This window comes from Paenibacillus sp. D2_2, from assembly GCF_031199965.1.
Classification (GTDB): domain Bacteria; phylum Bacillota; class Bacilli; order Paenibacillales; family Paenibacillaceae; genus Fontibacillus.
Genome location: NZ_CP133605.1, coordinates 5477844 through 5494878, shown reverse-complemented (window position 1 = coordinate 5494878; position 17035 = coordinate 5477844). Strand labels below are relative to the sequence as shown.

The following is a 17035-nucleotide window of genomic DNA, read 5'->3' as shown; positions in this document are numbered from 1 at the left end:
TTGTCCCCGATTTGTCCTTTAGAGTCTATTTAACTGCTCAATTAGTCCATTTAGCATTTCTTCGGTGAACATTCCTTGCCCCATGGCAACCAAAGTGCGCAGCGGCATGTAATTCATCATCTCGGTGAACATCTCTCCTGCACCATCACCAAGACTTTGCGCTACGTCAAGCCCCCCATGCCTTCCTGCATCTGCTTAAGCAATCCTTGTACGAGCGGAGCTCTTTGCGGATCACTTAAGAGTTCGACGAGCATCGTATTTTTATCGACGATAGTTTTTAGTGCAACAGTAGATTCAACATGAATTACATCGCTCAGTACGATGTCCTCAGAGGAGCGCCCAATCATGATCTCGAACTGACCAGACTCGACATGCCAATCCTTCAGCTCTACGTTGTAGTAAGCGAAAGAGCGCTTATCCAGTTTGAATGTCACGGCCTTCTTCTCTCCAGGCTGAAGCTCAACTTTGGCGAAGTTCTTCAATTCTTTGACCGGACGAATTACTGTACTATCCACATCACGGACATAGAGTTGAATGATTTCTTTACCAGTGAGGGATCCTGTATTTTCTACCGTTACTTGAATATTTACGCTATCCGTATCTTTGATCTCTTTGCGATCGATGAGCAGATCGGAGTATTCGAAAGTAGTGTAGCTCAGTCCATGTCCGAATGGGAACAAAGGCTTTACTTCTTTGCTATCGTAATAGCGGTACCCGACGAAGATTCCTTCGCGGTACTCCACCCGATTGCCTTCACCCGGGAAGAATAGGAAGGACGGATTATCACTTACCTTGACCGGGAAAGTTTCAGCCAGCTTGCCGCTCGGATTGACCTTGCCGAACAAGAGATCAGCAATTGCCCCGCCGGTTGCTTGACCGCCCAGATAAGCCTCGACAACCGCTTTTGTCTGACTAATCCAAGGCATCTCGATTGGTGAGCCATTCATTAGAACGACGATCACATTGCTCTGTACCTTAGTGATAGCTGCAATAATCTGATCCTGGTTCGCAGGCATTCGCATATGCTTGCGGTCATAGCCTTCGGATTCATAACGGTCTGGTAGGCCAGCGAAGATGATAGCTGCATCTGCTTCACTAGCGGCTTTAATCGCCTCTTCGATCAAGGCATAATCCAGATTATCCTTATCTAGGTGGAAGCCTTGGGAATAGACAACCGAGCTGGTGTCGCCTGCGAGCTTCTTGATTTCATCGAACGGAATATCGAGCCTAGTTGGATTAATATGAGAGCTGCCGCTGCCTTGGTATCTAGGCTTCTGCGCGAATGGACCGATGACAGCTAATTTCTGTCCTTGGGCCAGCGGGAGAAGTTGATCTTCATTTCTCAAGAGTACCATTGTCTCACCAGCAACTGTGCGGGCTAGGTGATGGTGCTCCTCTTTGTCGTAAGTAGCATCAGCTTTCTTGTTGTCGACACTCATGAAGATGATTCGCAGAATTCGTTCCACGGCGCGATCCAGCGCTTCTACGGTCAATTCTCCATTTTGAACAGCCTCGACGATTTTCCGGTCACCAAGACCGTTGCTTGAAGGCATCTCCAGCTCTTGGCCGGCTGCCAATCCATCTACGCGTTCGTTATTAGCTCCCCAGTCCGTCACGACGATTCCCTCATGCCCCCATTCTTCCTTCAAAATATCAGTGAGCAAGTACTTATGCTCAGAGGCGAAGGCTCCGTTGACTTTGTTATAAGCGCTCATAACCGTCCAAGGCTGCGCCTTTCTTACTGCGCCCTCGAAGCTGGCCAGGTAGATCTCCCGCAGCGTGCGCTCATCGACAATTGCGTCTACTCCCATACGACGATGCTCCTGGTTATTAACCGCAAAATGTTTCAGAGAAGTGCCTACACCTTGACTTTGAACCCCTTGAATATGGCTGGCGGCCATTTCTGAGGAGAGATAAGGATCTTCTGAGAAATATTCGAAGTTGCGTCCACATAACGGGAGCGTTTGATATTGGCGCCGGGACCAAGCAGGACGGCAACACCCTCAGCTTGGCACTCTTCACCGAGAGCTACGCCTACCTTGCCGATTAACTCCCGATCCCAGGAGCTAGCCATTCCGGCAGATGAAGGGAAGCAGGTTGCTGGTACACTTTCGAATATACCTAAATGATCAGTGTCACCTTGCTGCTTGCGCAGTCCATGTGGGCCATCGGTCACCATGATGCTAGGAATGCCCAGCCGTTCGATACCTTTTAGACGCCAGAAATCTTGGCCAGAACACAGGCTAGCTTTCTCTTCCAATGTCATTTCAGCGATCAAAGCTTGGATATCACGTTTCATGAAATATAACCTCCTAGATCTTTTATAGTTTCTATCTTCCCATGAAACCGCTTTATATTATGGTATAATAATTAGAAAATTTGTACGTGAAGGAGGGGGATTCTAAAATGGTCAACGTTCAAGAGCATTCGGATTTAGCCTACTCCTGTAAGCTGCTATACGAGACAATCCAGATCGCTGTCTTTTATTCAGAGAACGGGGATTCATCGGATATGATGTGGGGGATGGAGGAGAAGCATAAACTTTTCTTCAAAGAAATAGAGGCTCAGATTCGACCTTTTATAGATAGAGAGGCAGATTACCCGGTTATCCTATTTGGTAATTTCCTGGAGAGATTTATTGTAGTGCCTGTTAAGCGTGGTGGGAAGCGTCAGGGATTCGTCGTAGTTGGGCCTTCCATTGAGTTGATCCCTACAGATGAGCTTATTAATGGGTTCATGAACGATTATCAAATATCCTATCGCGAACTGCCGCGTTGGAAGGAATTTTGGAGTAACCTACCTGTTATAAATCGCCTTCGTCTACTTCATATTGCTGTACTTACGAACTGGATCATCAATCAAGAAACCTTGCAGATTACCGACGTGCAGCAATATAGCTATGAGTATGCACTCCCTAATATGCCGCTGGGTGAGAAAGAGATTGGAATCTCAACTCAGCGGGAATTATCGTTATTCCATAATAGTTTGGAGATGGAAAGGAAACTTGTGGAGTTAATCCGCACCGGTAATACAACAGAACTTGCCAAGCAATTGACAGTCCGTTCAGACGAGGGGGTAGGGATTCTATCCAAGCGAAGCCAGCTTCGCAATGCCAAGAATTTAGCGATCTGTGCAATCGTGCTTGTAACGAGGGCTGCTGTAGATGGGGGTGTACGTAGAGATGGCTTTTACACTTAGCGACTTGTATATCCAACAAATTGAGGAGTTGAAGGATACTAAGACGGTTGAGGCAGTGATAACCCGAGCAGTATTTGATTTTACGGAACGTGTTGAGCAGAGCCAGAGGGAGGGAGTTTCAAAACCTGTGAGGATATGCCAAGAGTTTATTTTCAATCATCTATATCAGGATATTACAGTAGATGAACTTGCAGAATTGACCGATCTTAACGGCAGTTATTTGATGCATATATTCAAGGAGCAGACAGGCATGACGCTGATGAATTATGTCCAGAAACAGCGGATAGAAGAGGCCAAGAAGCTGCTTAGTATGACGAATGATACGACTTCGTCGATTGGAGGGCGGCTTAATTTTTATGATCAACCTCATTTCACTAAGGTCTTCAAGAAGTTTACGGGCATGACACCGAAGCAGTATCGGTCTAAGTATTTTTAATGGTTACTCCACGTTAATTATAAACCCCAAATGCCCCCTGTCTTCGAGAGCAGGAGGCAATCAACATTTCATCAATCCATTACAAGATGGGAGATTGATTAGAGGCACAGCAGGCTTTGTATTTTTTGTTACTTCCGCAAGGACAAGGATCGTTACGTCCAGGAGTCTTCCCTTTGAAGTAGTTCTTCAAGTTGTGGGAGTACATCTCGTTGCGTAATCTCTGTCCCAATTCAAATATTCTCTCATGAGCATAGTCGTATATTTGCATATAGCTCTGACAGAAGAAGTCTGGAGAAGACTGATCTCCTTCAGGGCTCCACTTACGATTTCGTGGGCAACCGCCATAGCATAACTTCTTCCAGTCGCAGGTACGGCATTTTTCCGGAAGGGCTGGCTTCATGCGACGGAAACGTTCAAAGTTTGGATGGGCAAGCATACTTGGTATAGAATCAGTGCCAACATTGCCAACTTTCCATTCATCATTGATGAAGAAGTCGCAAGGGAATGCATCTCCATTCTGCTCAAGTACTAGGCTGGTCGGGCATTCTGCCCGATGGATACAGAGCTCCGCGTCCCGATTCAGGTATACGTTAAGTATATTATCGAAGAAACGGATTGAGATCTCTGGACTTCCGTCATTATACCATTCATCGAACACTTCACAGTGAAAGTCGCCGTATTCTTGCGGAGTAATCTCGTAGACCCCAGGCTTATCCACTTGCTGGGACCTGAAATCCATGCAAGGGATGAATTGAACATAATTGAAACCGTTCTCACGATAGAATTGCAAGAGCTCTTTAGCTTTGCCTACGTTGCCTTTATGAATTACGGTTAATATATTGAAATCAACTTGGTGACGACAAAGATGCTCGATCCCAGCCATCACACGGTCGAAGCTTCCTTTACCAGCGGAATTCACTCGGCGGGAATCATGAATCTCCTGTGGACCATCCAGACTAACCCCGATCAGAAAATTATATTTCTTGAAGAAAGAAGCCCATCGGTCATTAATCAATGTAGCATTGGTCTGCAAGGAGTTGCTGATTACAGTATTGGGACGGGCATGCTGGGCTTGAAGCTGCACCACCTCTTCAAAGAATTCGTGTCCGGCTAGCAGTGGCTCGCCTCCTTGCCAAGCAAATACAGCTGCACCGTTACATTGTTCCATGTATTCCTTTATGAATTTATCCAAGATAACAGAATCGATTCTATTAATTTTTGGGCCGGGCTTGCCTCCGCAAGTACTGTAATAGCAATAATCACAGGCCAAATTACAGTCTTCCGACACTGTCTTCCACATGACGCTAATTCTTGAATGGCCGTTGCCGATACATGCTCCTGACAAGGGGATCCCTCCTAGTTGTTATGGATTTAAGATATCACCCTCGATTCATAATGTCAAAATAAAATAAAGTATACTGGAAGTAACACAAATAAGCACTAAAATGATGATTTATTCGCGATCTTAATTCCAATTTGAATCTATCATCGTTGCATTCGCAAATGATTATACCATTTCATCAAATCTCCCATTCGTGCAAAATCATGATTGCGGCTCCGGTTGCTACTGCTTCATCGGTAAGCATGCCTTGTGTAAAGACTGGGCTGTATTTGGGATAATGGTAGGTATTCTTCTTCGCAACCTCTATGGCGGTATCAAAAACTAGAGGATGAGCGCTAATCAACGGGCCTCCCAGAATAACATATTCTGGGTGTATTGTATTGATCAAGTTGGCCAGTCCTATTCCCAGATATGCGGCCGTTTCCTTAAATTGTTCCTGAACGAGAGAATCTCCTTGAGCAAGTGCATTGATCAGGGTTGCAAAATTAATATGATCGGGAGAAATATCAGAAATTACACTACTGCGTCCGATTTTTATTTGAGTACGTACCGTTCCACTAGTGAAGCTACTGACACAAAAGCTTCAAGTGCCCCATAATTCCCTGTATCCCCAAGCCTTGGACCATTGGTCTGAATAATCATCTGGCCAATAGCTCCTTCTGTATCTACCGCTCCACGTAAAATTTGTCCACCTGACATTACTGCAGAACGGATATTGGCCCCAACATGAACATAGAGGGCGTGCTGGATGTTCTTAGTTCGAAGTGCCCAATGTTCTCCAATAAGCGCAGTATTGGCTCCATTGTCCAGCTTGACTGGGATGTGCAATTGCTCCGCTATCATCTGACATATCGGTACGTTCTCCCAGGAAGGGGCGGGGAATAGTTCAGGATCGACAATAATCCCCTTCTTGTGATCTAGTGGTCCGACAGCTCCAATGCCCATCCCGAGAATATCCTTAGAAGAAATATGGTGAGTTTCCATAAAGTCATGGACTGCCTTCGTAATATGTTTGATTAGAAACTCGGGAGTCATGCTGGCATCCATCTTCCAACGGATTAAGGAGAGGGGGTTGAGATGCATATCATACAGTCCTAACGTGGAGTAGATTCGGGAAATTTCTAAACCTATCAGGTAACGGAATTTCGGATTGGTCTGAACAAATAGGCTTCCTGCCGCCAGTGGAGTTACCAAGCCCTGAGATCATGATCAAATCTTGTGAAGTCATCTCATCCAGCAGGCGGGTCATGCTGCTACTGGTTATAGAGAAATAATCCAATAATTCGGCTTTGGTTATCGCACCGTGATAGGCAATCCGATCATATACTTGTTTTTTTATTGAAGGATTGGAATGAGCGATCATAGTTATCTTTCTCCATTTCCAAGTTGATTAGTCGGGATATCAAATAGTATAACGGTATCTTTATATAATTTCTAGCTGGTATCATCGTGGATGGAAACATTGTTCCAAAAAGAAATATACTCTTAATAATATAAGGTCAATTCCGATGGATTTACAATATATTTAATTAATTTCACTTACTATTCGAAAACTTAAATCCAAAATGGAATAAATGTGTTATACTACGGATGTTATCTTTTATCCTCTGTGAAAGAAACAACAAGACTAAGAAGGTGAACTGGATGAAGAATTCGATTTATGATCAAGCGAAAATGCTTATGCAGATATTCGCTGTCTTTTTCAAAATAGGCCCTTCTACCTTTGGCGGCGGATATGCCATGATTGCAACGATTGAACAGGAGATCGTTCATAAGAAGAAGTGGATGAGTCAGGCGGAAATGGGGGAGATGGTATCTATCTCCGGATCAGCCCCTGGTGGGGTTGCGGTTAATTCCGCTGCATTTATTGGATACCGCCTCGGAGGTGTAGCAGGTGCTATTACCGCCGTAACCGCGATTACACTGCCTACATTTTTTATCGTTTTGATTTTAAGTCTACTTGGAGCAGTATTCAAGGACAATGTGAAAGTGGGGGCGGCTTTAAAAGGAATTCATGCTGCGGTGGTCTCCTTGATCGTTGTGGCGGCTTATAAAATGTGGAAAGCATCTATTATAGATAAGGCTACATTGGTTATTGCTGCATTTGCGGTAACACTTCTGCTGTTCACTGGAGTTCATCCGTTCTTTCTAATACTGGGAGGACCTCTGATCGGAATCACTTTAGTGATATGGAAGCGCAAGAAAGGAATAACTGTGAGGACAGAGACGGAGCGGTCTGAAGGGACGAAGGAGCCGCATTTCCCTGAATACTACATCTAAGGGTGATCATGATATGCTTTGGAAGTTATTCTTGGTTTTTATCAAGGTAGGCCTTATTTCTTTTGGCGGTGGATACGCGGTTATGACGTTGATTCAACGGGAAGTGGCTGGTAGTGGATGGATTGACGATCAGCAATTTCAGGAGATTGTGGCTATTGCCGGTATGGCCCCGGGCTCCATTGCTACGAATGCTGCTACCTTAATTGGTTATTTTCAATCTGGAATTTTAGGAGCAATTGTCTCTACGATTGGCATGATACTTCCATCATTAATTATTGTTATTCTGATCACAGCTTTATTTATGCGGATGCAGAATAATAACTGGGTAAAATCTTCGTTCTATGGGTTACGTCCTGTTATTACCGGGATGATTATTTATGCGGCAATCCACTTTGCATTTAGCGGAAGAAGCGATGCTATATTGAGCTGGTCTATGGCAGGGAGTCTATTGATCAGTGTAGGGTGTCTTATTGGGGTAACCAAGTATAAAGTGCATCCTTTTGCTGTTATTTTGTTGGCAGCAGTGGCTGGAATCGTTATTTTCTAAGATTATTGAATAGAGAGTTTTAGGTCAACCAGAAAACTCTGGTTGACCTATTTTCATGACCGACACCGTTTATTCCGTTTCCTTACCTCAATAAATCATAACTCCCTTATCGAGAACAGACTTGTTCTGCACCTGATTCCCTAAAATATATAATTTCTGCAAATGAGGCAGACTCGCTAAAGGTTCTATATTTGAAATAGCGTTATTTTCCAAGTGGAGCTCCTCAACTTGTTTCCAACTCTCCATGAAACTTAATGATTGGAGTGAGCTGTCTTGCATAGTAAATGAACGTAAGGCTGTCAAATTAGCAAAATAAGGCATCACCTTATCCATTTCATGCAACCAGTCACCATTACCTATCTGGAAATATGCTTGATTCAAAGTTAAATATTCCATCGTGTTATTCACAAAAGGCTCCTGACTATTTAGTTGGATACGACATTCATTACAATTTAACGTTTTGATATGCTGCAAATTGAACAATGCACTCGTCTCATCATAGAAAGACGTCTCATTTAAATTTAATTCTTGCAGTTTGGATAGACGATTTAAAGAACCAACATTTGTAAAGTCTCCGGATTCCATCGCTGTAAGTTGTTCTAGCTGCGGGAATTTCACTAATTCGGCCCCATCCAAACCATTTGCTGTCCCGCTCATGTAAACAGTTAAAGATTTTAAAGCTGGCGCCTTCAGTTTAGGTATGAGAGAACCTGATAATTCAGCTTTCTTTAAATTTGGAGCTACAATCGATGGTACAGTACCATGATAACCCGTTATCGCTAATTCGGTCAGTGAGGTCAGACTATTTACAGCATCAATAGATTCCAGTTTATAGGAAGAAGATAGACGTAGATTCGTCAACGATGACTTATTTCTAAGGCGTTCTATATTCGTAATGTCAACATTATCAAGATCAAGCGACTGCAAATTAGGCATGTTTTGTATGAAATCGAGCGTTTTTAAGTTTCTTACCGATGTAAGCTTCAACTCTTGTAATTGACTTAGTGAATAGAACGCGCTGAAATCTGTCGCATTATTATTGTCTATAGTTAATGACTCTAGTCCAGTTAATGAAGACAACCACTTGAGATCATTGATCTGGCTCGTTGTTAAAGACAATGATTTTAATGGCAACTGATTCAGTAGATGAAAATCTGTAACAGACTCATCGACATACGAAATTTCAAGCGATTGTAAATTCGGAAACTCTAACAATAAAGCCATTTCCGCATTACTTCGAATTTGCGTGGAGAGCTCTACGATTTTCGTCTTATCGCCAAAATATTGTGCAAATGAACCAAATGATTCGTTAAAGCCGGCTGAATAGCTTTTTAATCCTTGCATATGTTGAAAGCTAACTTCCTTGCTTTGTGAAATTTCATATTCGTTCATTAGTTTTAAGGCCGTCAGCCCGGTGAAAGCCTCAAAGTCCTTTTGTTCGATTCTTTGTGTATTCAATATTTTATCAATAATCACATAGTCGGAAATCTGAGCTTGCTTATTCGTGAATGGGTCGTCGAGGTTATAATCAAAATGCCACTGGTCGTTATCACGGTAAGCAGATAAATAACGGATACTTGCGAGTTCTTCTTCAGTAGGCATCGCTTCACCTTTATTAAAAATATCTCTTAAAAGAACAGGAGCACTTCGCTTTCAGGCATCGTTCGCACAGATATTTCTTTATGGCTGCCGTATTCTGTCTGATTGCCATACAAAAGGAAATATCCAAACAATGCACCAATGATTACGATCGGAATAATTAGAAGAGCTTTTAAATTCAGATTTGGACGTGCTGTTGTGTTGACCGGAGGAGTTGTTCCATAATAATTATTTATCGTTTGATCAATATAATAGACGTTATTCTCCTTCAACATTAATTCAGTTCCACAATAAGGACATTTGAAGGTTTCCCCTTCTTTAAAATCGATGTTCCCATTACAATTCGGACAATTTAATTTAATAAATTCCACTACTTCCCTCCCACTAGCTATCCTATTTATTTTTCAAATAGCTTAGTTGTCCCCAATATAAATGTCAACATTTTCTACATGCTTACTTAGCCAACTAATTAGAATGATCGGATCATTGGTCAAGATTAATTCCATAAATATTGATTTGTTCCAAAAATATCGCCTATAATAGATAATGCCTATATATAAAATAGAATGGTAGGTGACAGCGTTGTTCGAGGTTGGAATTGATGAGCCGGATAAGCTTGTCCGGGTTGCTCATGCGCTATCCACAAGAGCGCGGGTTGATATATTGCGTCTACTGTCTTCCAAGAGCATGAATGTAATAGCTATTGCTGAGGAGTTGTCTCTGCCAGGTCTCTACGGTGGCCAATAATGTTCGGATACTCGAGTCGGCGGAATTGATTCATTCGGAGTTGCTACCCGCTGTGCGCGGGGCGATGAAGGTATGTACGCGAACTTATGATGATGTTCATATCATGCTGAATACAGTTGTACGCGGACCTGATGATGGGCAACAGGTGTATGAGATAGAAATGCCAATCGGCCAGTACAGCGACTGCGAGGTATATCCTACCTGCGGTATGGCAAACGCTGAGGCGATGATCATTAAGGAAGATGAACCGGCAAGCTTCTATCACCCGAACCATGTGGGGGCGGGCATTATTTGGTTCCGCAAAGGCTATGTGGAGTACCTTATGCCGCTGGAAATCCCACAGAACGCGCGAATTGATGCGATAGAGTTCTCAATGGAACTGTGCTCGGAAGCGCCTAATTTTGATAATGACTGGCCGTCAAACATATCGGTATGGGTGAATGATGTAGAGATCGGGATGTGGACGAGTCCTGGGGATTTCGGTGATCGGAGAGGCAGACTCAGTCCGGCCTGGTGGAGCAAACAGACGACGACGCAGTACGGTCTGCTGAAGACGTGGCGGGTTGATAGCGAGCGCACAACGTTGGATATGAATAAGGTATCGGATGTAGCGCTATCAGACTTGAAGCTAGAGCAGAAGCCTAGCGTTAAGCTGCGCATTGGTGTGAAGTCGGATGCGGTGCATAAAGGCGGAGTCAATCTGTTCGGCCGGCATTTTGGCGATTACGAGCAGGATATTATTATGAAGGTCCATTACACATGCTACTGAAATAAATAGATTTTATAGAGACTAGCATTAGTTACCAAATTATTGTAACTAATGCTTTTTTACATGTATTAATTACAATAAAATTAGATGAAAGCGTTGACAACTAAATAAACGGGCCCTATAATCAAATAAAAATACATGATATTTGTATCAAAACAAATATTTTGTATCTTTTATCGACAAATTTCTATTTAAAAGGGGAGGAAGACTATGAAGAAATCGTTAGTGACGTTGGTATTGCTGGTATTGATCAGTAGCTTGGTTCTCAGCGCCTGTGGTGGAAGCAAGCAGGACGGAGGCTCAAGTGGCAAGAAGGTTACATTGTCTTTCTGGACGCTGTTCTCTGGCGGAGACGGCGACAACATGCAGGCCATGATTGATTTATTCAATAAAGAGCATCCAGATATACAGATCAAAAATACGAAGCTGGAATGGGGCGAATACTACACCAAGCTCATTACAGCAGTTGGCAATGGCAATGGCCCTGACATAGGCATTTCCCATACTTCCAGACTCCCCGATCTAATCGACCAAGGTGTTGTAAGCGGGCTTGATGACGTTGCTTCCACAGCAGGTGTAGATTGGAACTCTTTCAACCAGAATCTTCTCTCCGCAACCGTGGTAGATGGCGTTCATTATGCCGTACCCATCGATACTCACCCCTTTATTATGTACTACAACAAGAAACTGTTAACTCAGGCTGGACTGCTTGGTTCGGACGGCAAGCCAACCATAGAACCCGGGGCCGACGGTTTTGTATCCTTCCTCCAGACGTTAAAAGAGAAACTGCCGAACAATATTACTCCTTTTGCGCTCTCACCTAACAATGATGATCCATTCCGGCTTTGGTGGGCTTTATACGCACAGCTTGGCGGCAATGACGTTATCTCCGATGATTTGAGCAAAGCTCAGGTCGATCAAGCCAAAGCAGTTCAAGCTGCGAAATACATCCAAGATCTCTATCTCAAAAAATATATTAAGGAGAATGACCCTGACTTCTATAAAAATTTCCAGAGCGGTACCGCGGCTATTATGATGACTGGCGTATGGGCTACAGGTACGTGGGAGGCGACAGAAGGGCTGGAGTTCGGAGCTATGCCGATTCCGCAGTTGTTCGACAAGCCGGCTGACGTGGGGAGATTCCCATACGATCATTCTGCCGGTCGCGAAGAAAGAGGATAAGGCGAAGCGCGAGGCTGCGATTACCTTTGCCAACTGGCTCGCTGATAATGGCCAAATCTGGGCCAAAGCGGGGCATATTCCATCCAAGCCATCGGTTCTCGACAAGCCTGAATACAAGGAAATGCCTTATCGTAGCGATTACGCGGCTGTGGCCGATACCGTTAAATTCAACAAGCCTTCCACGAAGAATTGGCAGATCCGCGATATGGCGATGTTTAAATATTTAAATGAAATTTGGGCTAACAAAATGTCGGCGGAGGATGCCATCGCTCAGATGCAGACGGAGATTCAGAAAGTACTTGATAAATAGAGCAGAGGGGTAAACGCAATGAAAATGAGCAAAATGAAGGCGGACCTACATGCGCTCCTCTTCTTGCTCCCCTTCCTCATCGTTTACTTTCTGTTTACGATCTGGCCGATGATCAAGGGCGTAGGAATGAGCTTCTACAAATGGACGCTGATCAGAAAGATGGAGTATCTCGGCTTCGGCAACTACGAGAAGCTGTGGCATGATCAGGATTTCTGGGCTTCGGTATGGCACGCCTTCCAGTTCGTTATTTTTACGACACCGACGATGGTCGTACTGGCGATTATCCTGGCCTTGATTGCCAATCGCAATTCCAGGCTACAACGACTATACCGCAGTGCCTTTTTCCTGCCGAGTGTATTGTCTGTAGCGGTTGCTTCTTATCTGGGACTGTTTATTTTTCAGCCCTATACCGGATTTCTGAATTCCGTCCTCCATTTGGTGCGGCTGCTACCGGAAGGCAAGGAGATATTCTGGCTGAACGAGCTGAATTTATCTTGGGTGGCGATCTCGGTCCTGACGCTGTGGTGGACGGTGGGGTTCAACTTCATCTTGTATCTGTCCGCTCTGCAGGATATCTCAGATGATATCTACGAAGCGGCTCGGCTTGACGGAGCGAACGACAATCAGGTTTTCTGGCGCATTACCCTTCCGCTGCTCGGACCGATTACGCGTACGATCATTATGCTGCAGATTATCGCTTCCTTTAAGGTCTTTATGCAGATTTATATCATGACCGGCGGCGGACCGCTGGATAAGACACGGTCGGTCATTCAATACATCTGGCAGACGGGATTCCGGCATAATGACCTGGGCTACGCAGCGGCGATGTCTTATGTGTTGTTCTTTATTCTGCTAGCAATGTCGGCGGTGCAGTATTGGATGAATAATCGGAAGGAGGCGAATTGACCTATGAAATGGCTATACCGCATCATCTCGCTGGCCTTCGCCGCCTTTTTCCTGATTCCGCTGGTATGGATGCTCGTGGTCTCTATCAAAAAAGAAGGCATGAAGATCACTTCGGTGGTCGATTGGTTCACGCCGCCCTATTCATTAGCGGTATACAACGAGGTCATCATGGATACGAAGCTGGTGCTCTGGTCCTGGAATAGTCTATTCGTGGCAGCGTTAGTCACTCTGTTTACGGTCATCATTGCTGCCATGGCTGGCTTCGTATTATCGAAGATTCCTTTTCGCTATAAGACGTTTATCTTCTTGTTTGTCTTGTCTGGGCTCCTTATCCCTGGGGAAGCGATTCTGATTCCGCTCTATCAATTGGCGAAGGAAATGGGTATCCTGAACTCTTATTTTGGACTTATTCTTCCGGCGTTGGCTTCTCCGATTGCGATTATTGTATTAAAAAGCTTCTTCGACGGGTGCCTAATGATTTGCTGGAAAGCGTGCAGATAGACGGAGGCGGCACGTTCACAATTTTCCGGCGCATTATGCTGCCGCTAACCCGGCCGGCACTAGCTTCCATGGCGATTCTGACCTTTATCGGTTCTTGGAATAACTTCCTCTGGCCGTTCCTATCAGTAACCGATGACAATCTGTTCACCCTGCCGATGGGAATACCGACCTTGATGGATCAGTTCACAGAGGACTATGTCAAGCCGATGGTTATCAATACGGTCGCTTCGCTGCCGATCGTCGTCGTGTTCCTGGTATTCGAACGGCAGATTATTAAAGGCATCAGCTTGTCGGGGATTAAAGGATGAGCGGACAGCGCGAGCAGGCCATCGACATATTCAAAGGTTTGCTGGTGCTCGGTATGGTCTATTGCCATAGCCTGCAGTTTTTCAGCGATCCACTGGTGTATCCGAACGGCTCATATTGGATCGAGACCATTAACTTGTTGACGTTCTCAGGATTTGTATTCAGCTTCGGTTATGTATCTGAGCTTGCATATTACAGCAAGCCGTTCCGGAATGCGGCACCGCGTATGGCTTTGGCAGCGCTGAAGACATTGATCGCTTTCTACATTTCGGGATTGGCATATCGGTTGTTTGTTGATGGACGGGAGATAGGTTTTGCTACGATTAGACCCATTTTGCTGCTGCAGGATATGCCAGGCTGGTCGGAGTTTCTCATATCCTTTAGCTATCTGACAGTGGCGGGGATGATGTTGTTTGTCCCTCTCCGCTGGCTGGCAGAGCGTAAATGGATTGCAATTGCCGTCGCGGTGCTGCTACTAGCCACGACGTGGCTGCCCTATGGAGCTATCCATATATCGCAACTGGCACCACTGATGGGTACGAGGGACTTGGCCTCTTTTCCAATATTGCAATACTTCCCGTATTACCTGGTCGGAATACTATTCGCAAAGTATCGCGTCGTCTGGAACTGGAAGGTGTTGACTGCTGCCGGCATTGCTACTGCCATGTTTGTATGGAAATGGCTATCTGCTGATGCTCTGCCGGAGCGGTTCCCTCCCTCGGTATGGTGGATCATCGGATCGGCACTGCTGTTGTATGTTTACTATTTGGCGGCCAGAGGGATGGAGCAATATGCTGTATTGTCCTTACCCTTCGCCGCAATGGGGCGCAATGTACTGTGGTTCTTAGTCATGAGCAATATCCTGATCTTTGCACTAAGCAGTACACATGGTGAACTCATGCTAGGATTATTGGCCAGTCTGATCATGACAGTTGCATTGCTAATGATTGCCGGATTCGCAATCTGGATTATTACGAAGAAGAGATCAACATCTATAACTTCAATTTCAAAAACTATAGAGCATAAGGATAGGTGAACATAATGGCATTGAAAGATCACTATCGTAAAGAATATCCGCGTCCTCAATTCGTACGTAAGGATTGGCAGGATTTGAATGGAGCATGGGATTTTGCATTTGACGATGCGAATGAGGGAGAGACGCAAGGATGGCCGAAGGGGTTCACGTCTACGCACACAATTCAAGTACCATTTGTGTATGAGACGAAGGCAAGCGGGATCGCAGAGGAGTCTTTTCATCCATACGTATGGTATCAAAGGAAGATTGAAGCGGACGAGGAGCAATTAGCCCGGCGAGTGGAGCTGCGCTTTCAAGCAGTCGATTATGTCGCCAAGGTATGGGTTAACGGTCATTTTGCAGGAAGACATGAAGGTGGGTATTCTGCCTTTTCATTTGATATCACCCCTTATCTGCATCCAGGCAATGACAATTTGATTGTGGTTAAGGCGGAGGACAGCGATAGCTGTACACAACCGCGCGGAAAGCAGCGCTGGAGAAAAGATAACTTTGGCTGCTGGTACGTACAGACAACTGGCATATGGAAGTCGGTGTGGCTGGAATATTTAAATCCTACTTATCTGAATCATGTGAAAATAACACCTAACTATGATGATAATTCAGTAAGTTTTGAGTATAAACTCGGCGGCGCTACCTATGGGAGTGAGTTGTCGGCACGTCAGCTGCAGTTGACGACGATTGTTACGATGGACGATGAGGTGATTAAACAAGGGACACTTGCTGTGGATCGCGAGAGTCTGGCTGCTACGGTAAATCTCCAGAGTGATAAGCTGGAGTGGCAGCTTGAACGCTGGAGTCCGGATAACCCGAAGCTGTATGAGGTAGAATTTGTGCTTCAGGAGGACGGAGAGACCCTGGATCGCGTACATTCTTACTTTGGACTACGCAAAATATCGATTGAGGATGGCAAGGTGCTGCTTAATAATCGTCCAATCTATCAGCGTCTGATCCTGGACCAGGGCTATTGGCAGGACAGCCATTTGACCCCGCCATCGGAGGCCGCGCTTCTCGACGACATCGACAAAATTATGGCTATGGGCTATAACGGCGTGCGCAAGCACCAGAAGATTGAGGATGATCGGTTCCTGTATTGGTGCGATGTGAGAGGTCTGCTTGTCTGGTCGGAGGCTGCTGCAACTTATGAATTTAATGATGAAGCGGTGGAGCGCTTCACGCGCGAATGGCTTGATATTGTGCAGCAGCACTACAATCACCCTTGCATCGTAACTTGGGTACCGTTCAATGAATCCTGGGGATTGCCAACGTATTTACGGATACCAAGCAGCAGAAGTTCACTGAAGCGATCTACTTTTTAACGAAGTCGATCGATCCACATCGGCCAGTTGTTGTGAATGACGGCTGGGAGCATACGATATCTGACATTATCACCTTGCATGATTATGAGGAATCGGGTGAAGCGTTAAGCCGCCGCTATGCGGATAAGGAAGCCGTCATCAACAATAAAATAGCGTTCTCCAATTGGAAATATGCAATGGCGCAAGGTTATGAGTATCGTGGCCAACCGATTCTGATCAGCGAATTCGGCGGTATTGCTTTTAAGAGCGAGGAAGGATGGGGCTACGGCAATCAAGTGGAGTCCGATGATGCATTTATCCAGCGGTTCCGCTCGATTACGGAAGCCATTAAGGACCTCGACTATGTATGCGGCTATTGCTATACGCAAGTATCGGACGTTCAGCAGGAAGTGAACGGTCTGTTGACCGAGGACCGCAAGCCGAAAATTGATATGGACATCATAAGAGAAATTAACCTGACAAGACGCAAAAGCGCTTGTGAGAGTTGATTGAGGTAGCATAGATCTGCACTAAAATTAGAAGGGGTTGCCTCGAAAGTCGATTTTCTGACTTGGAGGCAA

Annotated in this window: 15 protein-coding genes and 3 pseudogenes; 12 read left to right on the top strand and 6 right to left on the bottom strand. The window is 45.0% G+C overall.

Features of this window, described 5'->3' with window-relative positions:
- Positions 1–18: 18 nt before the first annotated feature.
- Positions 19–2299, bottom strand: a pseudogene (locus tag RE628_RS28090) (beta-glucosidase).
- Positions 2300–2406: 107 nt separating this feature from the next.
- Between RE628_RS28090 and RE628_RS28085 the strand changes: the two are divergent.
- Positions 2407–3198 carry a hypothetical protein gene (locus RE628_RS28085; protein WP_309156620.1) on the top strand — a complete coding sequence of 264 codons (792 nt, stop codon included), beginning with the start codon at positions 2407–2409 and terminating at the stop codon, positions 3196–3198.
- Positions 3182–3634, top strand: coding sequence for a helix-turn-helix domain-containing protein (locus tag RE628_RS28080; protein WP_309156619.1), 453 nt, complete (start codon positions 3182–3184; stop codon positions 3632–3634). Before RE628_RS28085 ends, RE628_RS28080 begins: the two co-directional genes overlap by 17 nt.
- Before the next feature lie 79 nt (positions 3635–3713).
- On the opposite strand, the gene RE628_RS28075 is transcribed toward RE628_RS28080, so the two are convergent.
- The 3 genes from RE628_RS28075 to RE628_RS28065 form a co-directional block, all read right to left on the bottom strand.
- A complete protein-coding gene (locus RE628_RS28075; RefSeq protein WP_375143144.1) occupies positions 3714–4934 on the bottom strand; it encodes an anaerobic sulfatase maturase in 1221 nt (406 codons plus the stop codon).
- 220 nt (positions 4935–5154) lie between these two features.
- On the bottom strand, positions 5155–5490 hold the full coding sequence (locus RE628_RS28070) for an ROK family protein (RefSeq protein ID WP_309159603.1): 336 nt from the start codon (positions 5488–5490) through the stop codon (positions 5155–5157).
- A 20-nt stretch (positions 5491–5510) separates the two neighbouring features.
- A complete protein-coding gene (locus RE628_RS28065; RefSeq protein WP_309156617.1) occupies positions 5511–6170 on the bottom strand; it encodes an ROK family protein in 660 nt (219 codons plus the stop codon).
- A 450-nt stretch (positions 6171–6620) separates the two neighbouring features.
- On the opposite strand from RE628_RS28065, the gene RE628_RS28060 reads away from it, so the two are divergent.
- Together RE628_RS28060 and RE628_RS28055 are read left to right on the top strand one after the other, a co-directional pair.
- Positions 6621–7256, top strand: coding sequence for a chromate transporter (locus RE628_RS28060; RefSeq protein ID WP_309156616.1), 636 nt, complete (start codon positions 6621–6623; stop codon positions 7254–7256).
- A gap of 13 nt (positions 7257–7269) precedes the next feature.
- The gene (locus RE628_RS28055) at positions 7270–7803 is read left to right on the top strand and encodes a chromate transporter (protein ID WP_309156615.1); all 534 of its coding nucleotides are present in this window, start codon (positions 7270–7272) and stop codon (positions 7801–7803) included.
- 87 nt (positions 7804–7890) lie between these two features.
- Here RE628_RS28055 and RE628_RS28050 read toward each other — a convergent pair whose 3' ends face one another.
- Positions 7891–9405, bottom strand: coding sequence for a leucine-rich repeat domain-containing protein (locus tag RE628_RS28050; protein WP_309156614.1), 1515 nt, complete (start codon positions 9403–9405; stop codon positions 7891–7893).
- A gap of 26 nt (positions 9406–9431) precedes the next feature.
- Complete coding sequence (locus RE628_RS28045; RefSeq protein WP_309156613.1) at positions 9432–9773, bottom strand: TFIIB-type zinc ribbon-containing protein; 342 nt, start codon at positions 9771–9773, stop codon at positions 9432–9434.
- A 211-nt stretch (positions 9774–9984) separates the two neighbouring features.
- Between RE628_RS28045 and RE628_RS28040 the strand changes: the two are divergent.
- From RE628_RS28040 to RE628_RS28005, 8 genes and pseudogenes are all read left to right on the top strand, one after another.
- A pseudogene (locus tag RE628_RS28040) lies at positions 9985–10918 on the top strand (ArsR/SmtB family transcription factor).
- Positions 10919–11128: 210 nt separating this feature from the next.
- Positions 11129–12100: an extracellular solute-binding protein gene (locus RE628_RS28035; RefSeq protein WP_309156612.1), complete on the top strand. Its 972-nt coding sequence runs from the start codon at positions 11129–11131 to the stop codon at positions 12098–12100.
- Between the two features lie 121 nt (positions 12101–12221).
- Positions 12222–12410: a hypothetical protein gene (locus RE628_RS28030; protein ID WP_309156611.1), complete on the top strand. Its 189-nt coding sequence runs from the start codon at positions 12222–12224 to the stop codon at positions 12408–12410.
- An 18-nt stretch (positions 12411–12428) separates the two neighbouring features.
- On the top strand, positions 12429–13316 hold the full coding sequence (locus tag RE628_RS28025) for a carbohydrate ABC transporter permease (protein WP_309156610.1): 888 nt from the start codon (positions 12429–12431) through the stop codon (positions 13314–13316).
- Between the two features lie 3 nt (positions 13317–13319).
- Positions 13320–13817, top strand: coding sequence for a carbohydrate ABC transporter permease (locus tag RE628_RS28020; protein WP_309156609.1), 498 nt, complete (start codon positions 13320–13322; stop codon positions 13815–13817).
- On the top strand, positions 13796–14125 hold the full coding sequence (locus tag RE628_RS28015) for a carbohydrate ABC transporter permease (RefSeq protein ID WP_309156608.1): 330 nt from the start codon (positions 13796–13798) through the stop codon (positions 14123–14125). The genes RE628_RS28020 and RE628_RS28015 overlap by 22 nt, the downstream gene beginning before the upstream one ends.
- On the top strand, positions 14122–15159 hold the full coding sequence (locus RE628_RS28010) for an acyltransferase family protein (protein ID WP_309156607.1): 1038 nt from the start codon (positions 14122–14124) through the stop codon (positions 15157–15159). Before RE628_RS28015 ends, RE628_RS28010 begins: the two co-directional genes overlap by 4 nt.
- Positions 15160–15164: 5 nt before the next feature.
- Positions 15165–16963 (top strand): annotated as a pseudogene (locus RE628_RS28005) (glycoside hydrolase family 2 protein).
- Positions 16964–17035: the final 72 nt, after the last annotated feature.

What these genes read in the sequence shown, in the direction of transcription:
- RE628_RS28085 (WP_309156620.1), top strand. Translation starts at nt 2,407, where the DNA reads ATGGTCAACGTTCAAGAGCATTCGGATTTAGCCTACTCCTGTAAGCTG.
- RE628_RS28080 (WP_309156619.1), top strand. Translation starts at nt 3,182, where the DNA reads ATGGCTTTTACACTTAGCGACTTGTATATCCAACAAATTGAGGAGTTG.
- RE628_RS28075 (WP_375143144.1), bottom strand. Translation starts at nt 4,934, where the DNA reads ATGTGGAAGACAGTGTCGGAAGACTGTAATTTGGCCTGTGATTATTGC.
- RE628_RS28060 (WP_309156616.1), top strand. Translation starts at nt 6,621, where the DNA reads ATGAAGAATTCGATTTATGATCAAGCGAAAATGCTTATGCAGATATTC.
- RE628_RS28055 (WP_309156615.1), top strand. Translation starts at nt 7,270, where the DNA reads ATGCTTTGGAAGTTATTCTTGGTTTTTATCAAGGTAGGCCTTATTTCT.
- RE628_RS28050 (WP_309156614.1), bottom strand. Translation starts at nt 9,405, where the DNA reads ATGCCTACTGAAGAAGAACTCGCAAGTATCCGTTATTTATCTGCTTAC.
- RE628_RS28035 (WP_309156612.1), top strand. Translation starts at nt 11,129, where the DNA reads ATGAAGAAATCGTTAGTGACGTTGGTATTGCTGGTATTGATCAGTAGC.
- RE628_RS28030 (WP_309156611.1), top strand. Translation starts at nt 12,222, where the DNA reads ATGCCTTATCGTAGCGATTACGCGGCTGTGGCCGATACCGTTAAATTC.
- RE628_RS28025 (WP_309156610.1), top strand. Translation starts at nt 12,429, where the DNA reads ATGAAAATGAGCAAAATGAAGGCGGACCTACATGCGCTCCTCTTCTTG.
- RE628_RS28020 (WP_309156609.1), top strand. Translation starts at nt 13,320, where the DNA reads ATGAAATGGCTATACCGCATCATCTCGCTGGCCTTCGCCGCCTTTTTC.
- RE628_RS28010 (WP_309156607.1), top strand. Translation starts at nt 14,122, where the DNA reads ATGAGCGGACAGCGCGAGCAGGCCATCGACATATTCAAAGGTTTGCTG.